This window comes from Bacillus sp. RC240 (assembly GCF_044907945.1).
Taxonomy (GTDB): domain Bacteria; phylum Bacillota; class Bacilli; order Bacillales; family Bacillaceae_G; genus Bacillus_A; species Bacillus_A mycoides.
The window spans coordinates 155,821-169,942 of record NZ_JBIYCT010000006.1; the positions used below are offsets into that span (position 1 = coordinate 155,821).

Genomic DNA, 14,122 nt, shown 5'->3' on the forward strand with positions numbered 1-14,122 from the left:
TGCCTATTAACTTAAGAATAGAAATTAAATGGTTTTTGTTCAAAGAAACTAAATAAAGGGGTGTTCTTTATGTGTACCAGTTTGACATTACAGACCAAAAGCGGTCAGCATCTTTTTGCAAGAACGATGGATTTTACATTAGATTTCAATCAAGAAGTAATAATAGTTCCTCGAAGTTATCAATGGAACAATATAACTGGTGAAACCATCGAGGCGAAACAAGCTGTTGTAGGGATGGGGATTAACCATCAAGGAAGGATCATCCTGGCGGACGGAGTAAATGAATCAGGTATGACATGTGCAACACTCTATTTTCCAGGATTCGCAAGTTATAGTAACAGTATAGATGAAAATCAAACGAATCTGGCTCCATTTGATTTTGTGGCATGGAGTCTCACACAATTCAATTCTGTCGAAGAATTAAAGAACTCTGTAGATAGTATTTCCTTTTTGGATGTACCATTACCTGTTTTAGGGGTTACTCCACCGCTACATTGGATTTTAGCGGATAAATGGGGAGATTGTATTGTACTAGAGCCGACAACTGAAGGAATAAAAATATATGATAATCCTCTTGGGGTAATGACCAATAGTCCTGAGTTTAACTGGCATCTACAAAATTTAAGACAATATATCGGTCTTAAATCGCAGCCATATGCGCCAACACAATGGGGGGATGTACTATTAAGTGCTTTTGGACAAGGTTCTGGTTCGATGGGGCTCCCTGGGGATTTCACCCCACCATCAAGGTTTGTTCGGGCAGCGTATGGCAAACAAAATATTCAAGGTATAGATAACGAAGAAGAGGGCATATCGGCCATTTTTCATATCTTATCAAATTGTGAGGTTCCAAAAGGTGGAGTAATAACGGAAGAAGGTACATTAGATAATACCATTTATACAAGCGCAATGTGTATGGAGTCTGGTACATATTATTACCATACCTATGATTGTAGGCAAATTATAGCTATTCATTTATTTCATGAAAATTTAGATACAGATGAAATTAAAACTTATCCGTTCCAGCGGAAACATAAGATATTTTATGAAAACTAATCGGATTTGGAATAACATAAAAAAAGAAAACTTAATTAAGTTTTCTTTTTTTTATAGGCGATACGACAATACAAAAGTGGTCCAATGAAATTCAATATAAGAAAAATAACAAGTCAATATATTTCTAATCATTTTAGGTGAAGGGTATGTGATTGAGATGAATAATACATATAATGAAAAGACACATACATCGATTAAACAATCATTTAATAAGTTTTCACCAAAAGCTCCTGCCTTTTATGGTATTAAAATTAATATTCATACAGTTAAAAATCTAATTAGAAATTATTTGAACATAGATTGCTCAATGAGGTTAAATTTTATAATCTCCAAAAAATAGAATTATATAAAAAATTACATATTGTAATTATTAAACCTAATTTTATTGAAAATTGAAATATTAAGCAATATTCCTATTGCTATTAAATTGACCATTAAAGAACTTCCACCAAAACTAACAAATGGAAATGGGGTACCAGTAAGAGGGAATAGTCCCGTAATACCACCTAAATTTACAATGGATTGCATACCAATCATACATCCTATACCAATTGCTATAAAACTTCCGAATGGATCTACACATAGTTGTGCAATTTTTAAGGAACGAAGAACGATAGTTAAAACCCCTGCCAATACAATAAATACACCAATAAACCCTAGTTCTTCAGAAACTATTGCCATTATAAAATCAGTATGTGGTTCTGGAAGATAACCGGTTTTTTGAATGCTATTTCCGAATCCACGTCCAGTAATTCCTCCAGAGCCAATGGCAATAAAAGAATTTACAAGCTGATATCCTTTTCCTTGCGCATCAACAAAGGGATTGAGAATTGTAGTAATACGTGTCTTTTGGACTTCTGACAAGCTAAATTGAATTAAAAAGTATAAAAAAGGTAACCAAAAAATAGAACTGATTATAATTCTTTTAATTAATAGATTTACATTTATTCCAGAGCAAAGAAATATGCTAAAACCTATACCTAATATTAAAAGTGCAGATCCTAAGTTTGGCTGTTTATAGATTAGAAAAAAAATTGCAGCTAAAAAAAATAAAAGTTTTCCGCTACCACTCCAAATCTTTTTAGCTTGTTCTTGTCGTAATGCAAAAAAACGGGCTGTTACAAGTATTGTTCCTAATTTAAGAAATTCAGCTGGCTGTATTCCAAAGATCCATGATTGAGCATTATTTACCACTTTTCCTTTCCACAAAACCATAATTAATAAAAAAATTCCCCCAACCATAATACAGATAGAGACTATTCGTTTTTTCCATATTTCATATGGGAGAATAGCACAAACTATTAACCCTATTGTTCCTAAAAATAGCTTTGTTAATTGAGAATCAACAAAATGCCTACTGTTATAACCGTAATGTTGAACAGCAACAATGGAGCTCGCGCTATACATCATGATAATACCTAAAGTACATGTTATGAATAGAGGGAGGAGCAATAGATAATCGAGTTTTAATATTTTTTTCATTTTAATATCCTCCTGATTTACATTAACACTTAATATTACATTTGCTAATGAGTAGAAACTTGTTCTCATCAACTACTAAATAGTATTTTTGTTTTGAAAGATTCTATCGCTTACACCCAGTTTTCTTACGCAAAAATCCCCCCTAGTTACATACTAGGGGGGATTTAAATTGGCATGACTAAATAAAGCTTTCCTCCCCCTAGTAGAGCTTTGGCACTATACAACGTAAAGTAATGGAAATTGATTACTTAGCTATCTTAAGAAGAGCCTTAATCCGACAATTCCTGTTCTACCCATTGGCGTCTTTCGACATTTTTGGGCAATAGCCTGTGTTTGTATAGGAGCCTCACCTAACAGGTTTAGCAATATAAATTTTATGTATTTGTTTCGTGTAGCCAGCATAAATATTTTTTTTTTGCTTGTCAAGTAAGCATATTGCTAATTTTATATTTTTTACTGTTTTATGAATTTTGAGAAATAATAGGAGGAAATGTATTTAATCATCTCGTATAGATACATATTTTCAGCCTGTAGTGTATAATTTGATTGAGTAGTTTAACCATATAAATTTGATAAACAGTAAAGAAGATTTTAATCATAAAATAAGATTTTTGAAGAATGTTCTTTTGAAGTACGGTATGACTAATGATTCAACTCCTGCTATAAAGTTACAAATTGATCATAAACAATAAGTTTCCTATACGAAATTTCATATATTTTATAACGTTTCTTCGAACTAATTGTATTTAAATTTTATATCTTTTAAGTTGAATTTCAAATTTACAATAGAATTGAATTACATTTCTCTAAAAAAGAATGTATTATAAATCGAATCGAAAGTTAGTTGACAAATATTAAATTCTGGTTTAAATTTTGAAGTAATTCAATAATCTTTGTTAGGTGAGGCTCCTGTATAGAGAAACGCTGCTGCCCAAAAATGTCGAGAGACGCCAATGGGTCAACAGGAACGGTCGGATTAAGGCCCTTTTTAATGTAGCTGGTTATAAAAACCTATGCTATACAGTGCTAAAACTCAACGAGGGAGTGGTATACGATTTGATAGAAAGGCACCTCTGGGATTTTTGCAGAGCTGTCTTAATAATCATTTATTTGTATTGTAAAAAACCTTTACTCCTTTTTGAGTAAAGGTTTTTTTGTTTAATGTTATTTATTTTTATCTTGTCTATATTCAAAAAGGAGGTAGTTCTAAATAATAAATTGATTGCAATGTAACTATTAATGCTCTAATAAAAATTTTAGACAGATAAAATAACACAAAACCACTCATGAAACTCTAGAGTCTCCCTTAGCAATATAAGGAGGAGTTAACATGAAGAAATTATTAAATGAATTACTTGTAACCCAAAATAATTTGGATGCAGAGAAAGTTTTACGTCATCCGTCGTATGATGTTGCGCAAGAAGTAAAACGGTTTTCAATTGAAGATCAAGTCATATTACTAGATAAGATTCCTGTATTAAAAAGCTCAAAAATCCTTCAACATTTGAGTACAGAAGAAAAATATAATATCTTAATTCACTTATCTGAAAACAAAGCTAAAAAGTTACTAGATTTACAACCGATTGATGAAACAGTAGATCTACTTCTAGCGGTTCATCCGGAAAAACAAGCTAAATTAATGGCGTATTTAAATAAAATTACAAAACATAATGTAAAAAAATTAATGGCTTTCAAACCTGAAACGGCAGGAAGTCTTGTCACAAGTGATTTTGTTGCAGTTAGAGGGAATTGGTCAGTAAAAATGACATTGAAGTACATTAGGGAACATTCTGAAAATGTAGAATCAATATCTTATATCTATGTTCTTGATAGTCATGGTTATCTTAAGGGAATCGTTTCCATACATGAGTTATTACTAGCAGCAGATGAAGAGATATTATCTACTATCATGATTCAAGAGGTAATTTCAGTACACGCTGAAGTTGATCAGCAAGAAGTTGTAAAAAAGCTACTGAATTATAATTTAGCAGCATTACCCGTAACAACAGCGAAAAATGAAATGATTGGTATTATAACATTTGATGACGTAATGAATGTTATGGAAGCAGAAGCTACAGAAGATATCCAAAAGTTAGGCGGAAGTGAACCGTTAAATCAATCTTACTTTGAATCTAGTATTTGGAGCATTTTCTTCAAACGTCTACCATGGTTATTGCTTCTTTTTGTTGCTGAAGCATATACAGGTACAGTACTAAAGTATTTTGAAGACGAAATTGAAACAGTAGTTGCCTTAGCTTTCTTTGTACCGTTATTAGTAGGTACTGGAGGAAATACAGGAACACAGGTTGTAGCAACAATTACTCGTGCAATCGGTATTGGAGAGGTGAAATTTAAAGACATTTTCCGTGTAATGAAAAAGGAACTTGCAATTGGCATGCTTCTCGGACTTGCACTTGGGGTAGCTGGGCTCACTCGTGCTTATATGCTAGGAGTTGGAACAGAAGTTGCACAAGTTGTAGCAATCACTTTATTATTTATTGTTATTTGGGCCTCTATTGTTGCAGCTGTTTTACCCTTGATTCTGAGAAAATTAAAATTAGATCCTGCAGTCGTTTCTGGTCCATTTATTACAACATTTGTTGACGGAACAGGATTAGTAATTTATTTCATGGTTGCAAAAACGTTATTAAATTTGTAAATATACACTGAAATAAATACGAAATGTAGAATAAGTATTTTGCTTTGCTTGCAAAGACATAGTGGGGAACTCGGGAATGAGGGAAACAAACACTTTTGTCTTTAGGAAAATAATATCTTAAAGGATTCATTGAATGTAATTAATGCCGGAGGAGAAACCTATGAAACATCTAAGAAAAATCTTCAAACGAATTTTGCTTCTTTTTTCTATTTTCATGCTTATTGGCATAGGAATATTATTTGGTACTAACTATGGCCGAGATCTTCGTGTAACAATTGCTGGGAGTATACTAACTTCTCAGCATCCACAATATGCGAAATATACATTCCTATCCCAAAAGGAACTAGATAAACTGCAAGATAGAATTAATCATCCAAAATGGTCAAATAGTGATGAGGCTATTTATAAAAAAATAGCAGGAAAAAGATTAGAAGAATTAAAAAATCAGCCATTAGAAATTGATGTAGAAACAATTAAAAGTAATAAAGATAGTCGTTTTCTTTTCGAAGGAAAGTTAATTACCATTAGCAATCCCTTCAATGTTAAACTTGTTAGCCATCAAGGAACACAAGGAGCTAACAGGGGAGAAAAAATTAGTGTAATGGCAAAACGTAATCATGCACTTGTTGCTGTGAATGCAAGTGGATTTGCTGATGAGACAGGAAGAGGTGGAGGAAATGTTGCAACTGGAATAGTAATAGAAAATGGAAAAGCTATTGATACAAATATAGATAAAAATACCCCTACAATTATTACCGGTTTAACAAAGTTTGGACAAATGATAACAGGAAATTATTCTACCCAACAACTTTTGGATAAACAAGTCGTTTCAGCAGCAGGATTTATGCCACAGTTAATTGTAAATGGAGAAAAAATGATCACAGAAGGAGACGGTGGTTGGGGTTCTGCTCCACGAAGTATTATGGCTCAAAAAGAAGATGGCACAATAATGTTTCTAGTGATAGATGGTAGACAAACACATAGCATAGGAGCCACGTTAAAAGAGTGTCAAGATATTCTATATGAAAAAGGAGCAATAAATGCAATGGCAATGGATGGAGGTTCTTCTGCTACGCTATATTTAGGAGGAAAGGTTATAAATTCACCTTCTACATTATCACATGAAGATCGTTATTTACCAAATACTTGGGTGGTAACAGCAAACCAAAAACAAAAAATAAAGATGACAATAGATGGGAAAAAAATAGATACTAAAAAATCAGATGAATTTGATGCAAATATTTCAACTGATTTATGAATTCTTAAATAAATGAAGGATTAATTAAAGTTTAAAAACTAACATACAAAGAGTGTAATTAAAGAAAAGCGTAAAGAGATACTCAATTATATGGAAAATCTCCAAGAAGTTAAAAGAAGGATAAATAATGTATACAGTTTACACTCATATTCAATTATATGCTTTTAATCTTATAGTATTTGCTACAGCTATGTGAAATGGACAACCTGTAAAAATAATTGTTGTGATCAGATGAGTAAAGATTAATGCGCAGAATGAATTAGTAATCATACCTGAAAACATTTCATCAAACATCAAAGCAACACATTAGTCGCTTTGATGTTTGTAATGATAAAAGGGTGATAAAAAACATAAACAATAGGTGTATCAAGCAAAGGGATAATACACCCTAAAACTACATTGTTAAACAACATGCGTCGTCGTGTAGTATATCTTATTTATCTTTAATTATTTTAGGTCAGTATTACATCTTATAGATCGTTTTTTCTATGATTTCCTAATTTCCAACTCTCGTCTTTTTATTCAATCATAATTACTATTTTAAGGATGTTAAAGTAACTCCAATACTAAACGTAAAAGGAATAATAAAAGCATGGCATTTTGTGTCACTCTTTTTACACTTCATAACAAATAAGGATAAAAGAACAAAGTAAGTTATGCTTTAAACCTTTACTGATGGGAGAAAATGTTTGTATAGACCCACACACTTATTATTGGGTAATGTATGAAAGAAATTAAAATGATGAGACATAGACTTATAACTACACAATTGAATTAAACAATAATATTTTGAAACAAGAGTAAAGTTAAGGTGGGGATAACTATGAATGCTAACCAAAAAACGTCCTTATTGGCAGCATGGATTAGTGTAATTAGCAATATATTTCTGACTCTCATCAAAATTATAGTCGGTTTACTTTTCAAAAGTCAGGTATTATTAGCCGACGGGATTCATAATGCTGCCGATGTTGTAGCATCCTTAGCCTCATTGGGATCAATGAAAATTTCAAACCAGCCAGCTGATGAAGATCATCCTTATGGACATGGTAAAGCAGAAGTTATATCATCAGGAATTGTAGCTGTGATTTTAATTTTAGCGGCTTTATTTATGGCTTATGAATCAATAAAGTCATTATTTGAACCAGCGACAGAACCCCATATAATTGCTTTTATAGCAGCGATTATTTCATTAATATGGAAGCAAATTTTATATGTATACACAATACGAATTGGTCGAAAAACAAGCAGCAAAGGGCTTATAGCAACTGCTTATGATCATCTTGCTGATGTTTATGCCTCAATTGCAGCTGTAATTGGAATTGGTATTGCTTTGATAAACAATATCTATTCCATTCCATATGCAGCATATGGGGATCCTTTAGCTGGTATTATCGTTTCCTTTTTCGTATTAAAGTTAGCGATTAGTATGGGGAAAGAATCAATATATATATTAATGGAAGGTGGTATTCATACCGAGAAATGTAGTGAATATAAGAGAATAATTCAGGCCCATCCTTTTGTAAAAAGAATTGATAGAATGCGCGCACGTGATCATGGTCACTATGTATTAATTGATATTAGAATTAGTGTCCCGGCACATTTAAGCATCCAGCATGGACATGATATTTGTAGGGATATAAAAACTACTATTATAAATCAGAACCCAGAAATATATGAAGTACTAATTCATTTAAACCCATGGTATGAGGAGAAGTAGGTTTATTTAATTATAGATAGATATAAGTAAGTAGTTAAACCGTCCTTTTTAGATATTGGAGAATTGGTCGACTTGTATAATGTCCATAATTAAAAAACATTTATAGTTATGAGTACAATACATCTCAAATACATTATTTATAGAAGAAAAAACGTCCTATTAAAATATAGGACGTTTTTATCTATGATTTACTAATTTCCCAACCTTCGCGTATTTGGGGTTCAGCCGAGATACGTGTAAAAATGGGTCAAAGACTGGATTTTATTTCCATCATTGATTTTTCAGCTGAAAATAACTACCTCACGTTAAACAAAAAGCCAATTTCCTGTACGCTAAGGAAATTGGCTTTTTGCTCAGCTAGTTATTTAGGTTATCTCCAATCCAATGATATAAATTCATATTCTTGAAAAGAAAAATCAGAGATTCATCACAAGTTATTAGTTTTTAATTAGTAAGAAAATCATTAATGAAGAAACACTTTTGCTTATAGGGGTACCGCCACATCGCTATCAAGCTAACAAAATAAAATCCCCCCTAAAATGAAAAAATACGCTATTCTTTCTGTAGAATCATAGGAAAGGATGGCGTTTTTGTATGTCTATTTCTGTATCTGATGAATTACAACTATTTGCTCAAGAAATTCAAAACTTCTTATCTCCAAATTTCTTACGAGATCTTGCTAGAAATGTTGGTTTTGTGCAAAGAACCAGTAAGTACCAAGCAAAAGATTTAGTCGCTTTATGTGTATGGATCAGTCAAAAAGTCGCTAAAACCTCTTTAACTCATTTATGTAGCTGTTTAGAAGCATCAACAGAAGTGCTCATCAGTCCCCAAGGACTGAATCAACGATTTAATGCCACAGCCGTGCAATTCCTACAACAAGTGTTAGCCGAACTTCTCAACCAAAAGTTATCTTCAACTAAGATGCTCACTTCTCCATACGCTTCTATTTTCAAACGTATTCGTATCCTAGATTCAACTGCCTTTCAACTTCCCGATGTATTTTCATCTGTTTATCCAGGTGCAGGAGGATGCAGCCATACAGCTGGGGTGAAGATTCAGCTTGAGTATGATTTATTAAGTGGACAGTTCCTACATATTCATACAGGCCCAGGTAAACAACATGATCGAACCTATGGTTCTCTATGTGCCCCAACTGTGGCAGCGAATGATTTATGTATCCGTGATTTAGGTTATTTTCACTTGAAAGATCTTCAACATATACAAGATAAAAAGGCTTACTATATCTCTCGTATTAAATCAAATACACGTATTTATCAAAAAAATCCCACTCCTGATTATTTTCAAGATGGAAGAATCAAGAAAGGTACAGAGTATATACAGATAGATATGGAGGTCTTAATGAACTCTCTTCAACCAGGACAAACATGTGAAATATCCAACGCTTATGTAGGAATGACTGATAAAGTACCAACCCGTGTGATTGTTCATCGACTAACCAAAGAACAACAACAAAAACGATTACAAGATCAAACTGTAAGAGAAAAAAAGAAAGGAATGAAGTATTCTACTCGTAGTAAACGACTCAGTGGCATCAATGTATATATGACAAACACACCTACAGACATTGTCCCGATGGGACAAGTACATGATTGGTATTCTTTACGCTGGCAAATCGAAATTTTATTTAAAACGTGGAAGTCATTCTTTCAAATTCATCAGTGTAAAAAAATAAAACCAGAAAGATGGGAGTGCCATTTGTATGGACAATTGATTGCCATTCTACTCTGTTCTTCTATCATGTTTCAAATGCGTCAATTACTTCTTATGAAAAAGAAACGAGAACTGAGTGAGTATAAGGTCATATATATGATTAGAGATTATTTTCTTCTTCTTTTCCAAGCTATACAGAAAGACACCCAAGAACTATCAAAGGTTCTATATCGCCTATTCAATCTTCTACAGCAAAACGGGCGAAAATCTCATCGATATGAGAAGAAAACAGTCTTTGATATATTAGGTGTCGTTTACAATTGTACCATGTCTGATAATCAAGCGGCTTAATTCAAAAAAGGAAACCCGTTAGGGTTTATTTCGTATGCAAATCTTTAAAGCACCTACATATAGACTTTCGAAAAAAAGAAACAATCTCGCCTATCATTGACGTTACATGAGCTTAGCTTGATAGCGATGGGGTACCGCCACATGCCCATCAAGCTAAGAAATTCATTGTTCCCCAAAACGAAAAAAATGACCTAAATTCTCATAAATAATGGTTGTAGTTATATAAAATTTTTGTTTTAGGGATACCTCAAAGTGTTAGCTTAATAAGAATAATCCTTAGCCTCCTTTAGATAAAAAAGGGGCTTTTTTACATATAAAATCACATGGGTCTTGATTGAAACTGAACTACCAATAACATTTGAAATAAAATCCCTTTTAATAACTAATGTAGATATATTAGCGAAATATATGAGAGCAACCGCTCAAAAGTAAAATGGTGATTTAAGTTAGCAAAAAGTACTCATCTGAGTACTTTTTCGCTCCATTTACGATGATATAAAGGGGGTTGTAATATACGTATTAATATTTCTTGTTGCTGAATATGTTTAAAAGAGATCGTTCTGCAATTCACAGAATGGTTAAATGAAAATACTTTTATATACGATTAATTTTAGTAATCATTCAACTTGGAAGATGTTAAAATATACCTATATATCTTAGGATATGAAAAAAGGCGGTAATTTATAGATAGTGGGATATACCATTCGAAATTAAGTATATGTATGGAGGGATAGTTTGAAAATATTAAAAGTACTTTACCGTATTTTACTGATAGTATTTCCGGTATTTCTATTAATTTTTTCTATATTGAATCTCAGTGCAAGAGCCTTTGGTCAACCAGCTAACTTTGATTACTATTTAATATGGGTATTAATTTTTTTACTTTTAATAGGGTATATTGTTCAGTTCTTTTCAAAATATAGAATAGTTGGATTTATAATTATTTTGGTTTCACCCATAATAATTATAAGTTGCTCGGTCTTTTTTCATCAATATTAGGGGTCCCGCCCCATCGCTATCAAGCTAATATTTTATAGTACCCCCAAAACGAAAAAAACGACTTTGTATTAAAGTTGCAAACAATTTTTGCTCTGCAGTATTTTTCTTTTTTTAGTTGTTAGATGCGAATCATATGTCTTAATAGTTTTTTTATTATAAAAAAATTCAGATATTTACATAGATACCAATAGGTGATATTATATAAAAAATAAATGTGATGAAGAGAAGAGTAAATAAAGTGAATTCTATACAGAGAACCCTGGTAGCTGAAAAAGGGTTAGAATTTCTTTATTGAAGCAAGCCTCAGAGCAGCACGTCGGAACCTTTTAGGAGGGGGTGATGTGACGGGAGCTCCCGTTATAGAGCTAAGGTATAAGCATTTTTAAATGCCGTACCTGATAAGGTTAATATGGCGACATATTAATAAACTAGGGTGGCACCGCGATGATAAATCTCGTCCCTAAGACTTCAAGTCTTGGGGGTGGGATTTTTTTATTTTGTTTTAAGTGTTGCATTCTATCTGATTATATTTTAGGAGGAATTCAATTGATTTTTAAAAAAACATTGGAAACTTGGCGGTATCCATCTATCTTATTGTTTAGTATTGGTGTTTCAAGTGTTGGAAGTTGGGTTTACTTTATTGCTCTAAACCTAATCGTTCTTAACATAACAGAATCGGCAATTGCTGTCTCTGGTTTATATATTATTAGGGCTTTATCAACATTGTTTACTAATATTTGGTCAGGAAGTCTTGTAGATCGTTCAAATAAAAAATATCTCATGATAGCACTAGGTATCTTTCAGACTGTGCTAATTGCATTATTACCTTTCTTCTCTTCTTTAGGGCTTATATATGCTATGGTCTTTCTTATTACAATAGCGAGCTCTATGTACCACTCAACATCGGTAACTTATATTACAAAGTTAATACCAATAGGACAAAGAAAACGTTTCAACTCTTTACGTAGCCTACTTGATTCCGGAGCATTTTTGACTGGACCAGCAATAGCGGGAATGATGTTTACAATTGGTACACCTAATATGGCTATTTATATCAATGCTGGAGCTTTATTTTTATCTGCATTAATTACAGTAGGAATGCCTAATGTTGAATCCTCTGCACAGTTAGAAAAAACATCAGATACAACAAAATTATCTCTTAGGTTATTAATAGATGATTGGAAGCTTGTTATTGGATTTAGCCGTAAGTTTCTATATGTCATGATAATATATCTTTTATTTAGTGCGATGGTAGTCATGATGACAGCTACAGATTCGTTGGAAGCTGCTTTTGCAACTAGGATACTTTCTTTATCTGAAGGTGAATATGGAATTTTAGTCAGCATTGCTGGAGCAGGAGTATTGGTAGGTTCTTTATCTAATGCAATAATTAATGAAAAAATACCTATCTCATGGCTTATGGGTATGGGTTCCTTAATAACTGCAGTAGGTTATATGATTTTTACATCTTCTAATACCTTTTTTATAGCATCTGTAGGGGTTTTTGTTTTATCATTTGCTACTGCCTTTTCTAATACCGGTTTTTACACATTTTATCAAAACAATATACCTGTTGATGTGATGGGCAGAGTTGTCAGTATTTACGGGTTTATTGAGGCTTTTTTAATTATTACAGTTACTGTAATCTTTGGTGTTTTTTCAGAGCTTATATCTATACGATTTGTTGTAGTTTCAGGAGCATTTTTAATGTTTTTGATATCTATCATACTATTTATTTGCAGTGTTCAACCATCAAAAGCAAAATTCTATTCTAATTCAACTGAGCTTAAAGATTCGTTTCAATAAATTCCTTGTTTAATAAATAAAATTAAATAATAGTGATGAAATAAAAAGGATCCTTACTGAAAGATTCTTTTTATTACCGATAACGAAGGTCATGTAAACATAGTTAAATAACAGAATCAATTATTAAACGGCTATATAAAGTACTGCTATAAAGCTAAAGTTTTGCACTATCCATAAAACTAAAAAGACGTTATCCTTTCTGTAGAATCATAGGAAAGGATGGCGTTTTTATGTCTGTTTCTGTGTCTGAAGAATTACAACTATTTGCTCAAGAGATTCAAAGCTTTTTATCTCCAAATACCTTACGGGATCTTGCTAGAGATGTTGGTTTTGTACAACGAACCAGTAAGTACCAAGCAAAAGATTTAGTAGCTTTATGTGTATGGTTGCAAGATACTCAAAAGCTGCTCGATTATTAAAAACATATGTGAAAGAAAACAATCTTAAATTAGTAAGAGCAAACTTTTTATGGAAAAAAATAGAATTAATGACTATCGTCCAACAACAGGTGTCATTAGTGAAATTATTCACTCCTTGGATCTTATGCAGTGGATAAATTTCGATTCTCAATTAAACATAAAAAACATTCAAGGAGTGTAATCAGATTAATCGATATCTGGTGATGCCGTTCCAGACAGTGTTTCCATTGTAGGCGAAATTAATGGAGCAATAGTTACTGGGTACAGTAGCTTTGTGAATTTATTTAGAAGAAGAGAGTTAGACTTTGTATTTATTGATAATGATGACCGCTTAGTTTTTTCACAACTTGCTTTTGATACACCAAACTGGTATGAAGATTCTCTAAGTATTTGGACAGAAACTGATAATCAAAAAGAGATAGTATTGGATTTTAATTATCTAGATGAAGATTATGTTGGTGATAGAAAGTTAGAAAGAATCATTAATGTTGTAAGAGATATTACTGACTATGTGATGTTAGAACAAGAACCTTCTTATGGATTTCCAAATTTAAAAGCTGCGATGTGCTTACAAGAATTACTCAATAAAATTGATTCTTGTAAACTGGACTTTTATACGGTGACATATAACCATTCAGATAATCGGGTTTTATTAAGCGAGCAAAGTGGATTTGGAAGATTAGGATAAAAAATAGCAAGGA

At 32.3% G+C, this 14,122-nt stretch carries 8 protein-coding genes, 2 pseudogenes, 2 riboswitches and 1 other annotated feature; of the genes and pseudogenes, 9 read left to right on the top strand and 1 reads right to left on the bottom strand.

Annotated features, from left to right (window positions below; all coding sequences use genetic code 11):
• Positions 1–69: 69 nt before the first annotated feature.
• A complete protein-coding gene (locus ABH955_RS19845; RefSeq protein ID WP_404491549.1) occupies positions 70–1,056 on the top strand; it encodes a choloylglycine hydrolase family protein in 987 nt (328 codons plus the stop codon).
• A gap of 157 nt (positions 1,057–1,213) precedes the next feature.
• Positions 1,214–1,294 (top strand): annotated as a pseudogene (locus tag ABH955_RS19850) (serine hydrolase); the annotation flags it as partial.
• A gap of 116 nt (positions 1,295–1,410) precedes the next feature.
• Here the strand turns inward: ABH955_RS19850 and ABH955_RS19855 are convergent.
• Positions 1,411–2,538 carry an FtsW/RodA/SpoVE family cell cycle protein gene (locus ABH955_RS19855; protein ID WP_404449784.1) on the bottom strand — a complete coding sequence of 376 codons (1,128 nt, stop codon included), beginning with the start codon at positions 2,536–2,538 and terminating at the stop codon, positions 1,411–1,413.
• Positions 2,539–2,726: 188 nt separating this feature from the next.
• Positions 2,727–2,903, bottom strand: a riboswitch (M-box (ykoK) riboswitch).
• Positions 2,904–3,423: 520 nt separating this feature from the next.
• Positions 3,424–3,591: riboswitch (M-box (ykoK) riboswitch) on the top strand.
• 277 nt (positions 3,592–3,868) lie between these two features.
• On the opposite strand from ABH955_RS19855, the gene mgtE reads away from it, so the two are divergent.
• The 7 genes and pseudogenes from mgtE to ABH955_RS19890 all read left to right on the top strand — a co-directional run bounded on the left by mgtE (position 3,869) and on the right by ABH955_RS19890 (position 14,109).
• Positions 3,869–5,197, top strand: a complete 1,329-nt coding sequence (gene mgtE / locus ABH955_RS19860; protein WP_404449782.1) for a magnesium transporter — start codon at positions 3,869–3,871, stop codon at positions 5,195–5,197.
• 160 nt (positions 5,198–5,357) lie between these two features.
• Positions 5,358–6,455, top strand: coding sequence for a phosphodiester glycosidase family protein (locus ABH955_RS19865; RefSeq protein WP_078205576.1), 1,098 nt, complete (start codon positions 5,358–5,360; stop codon positions 6,453–6,455).
• An 823-nt stretch (positions 6,456–7,278) separates the two neighbouring features.
• Positions 7,279–8,172 (top strand): cation diffusion facilitator family transporter, encoded by an 894-nt coding sequence (locus ABH955_RS19870; RefSeq protein WP_404457110.1) that lies wholly within the window; start codon positions 7,279–7,281, stop codon positions 8,170–8,172.
• A 594-nt stretch (positions 8,173–8,766) separates the two neighbouring features.
• Positions 8,767–10,197, top strand: coding sequence for an IS4 family transposase (locus tag ABH955_RS19875; protein WP_404457108.1), 1,431 nt, complete (start codon positions 8,767–8,769; stop codon positions 10,195–10,197).
• A 1,207-nt stretch (positions 10,198–11,404) separates the two neighbouring features.
• Positions 11,405–11,661 (top strand) — a binding site (T-box leader).
• Positions 11,662–11,742: 81 nt separating this feature from the next.
• The gene (locus ABH955_RS19880) at positions 11,743–13,002 is read left to right on the top strand and encodes an MFS transporter (RefSeq protein ID WP_404457106.1); all 1,260 of its coding nucleotides are present in this window, start codon (positions 11,743–11,745) and stop codon (positions 13,000–13,002) included.
• Positions 13,003–13,232: 230 nt separating this feature from the next.
• A pseudogene (locus ABH955_RS19885) lies at positions 13,233–13,391 on the top strand (IS4 family transposase); the annotation flags it as partial.
• A gap of 304 nt (positions 13,392–13,695) precedes the next feature.
• Positions 13,696–14,109, top strand: a complete 414-nt coding sequence (locus ABH955_RS19890) for an oxidoreductase (RefSeq protein WP_404457104.1) — start codon at positions 13,696–13,698, stop codon at positions 14,107–14,109.
• Positions 14,110–14,122: the final 13 nt, after the last annotated feature.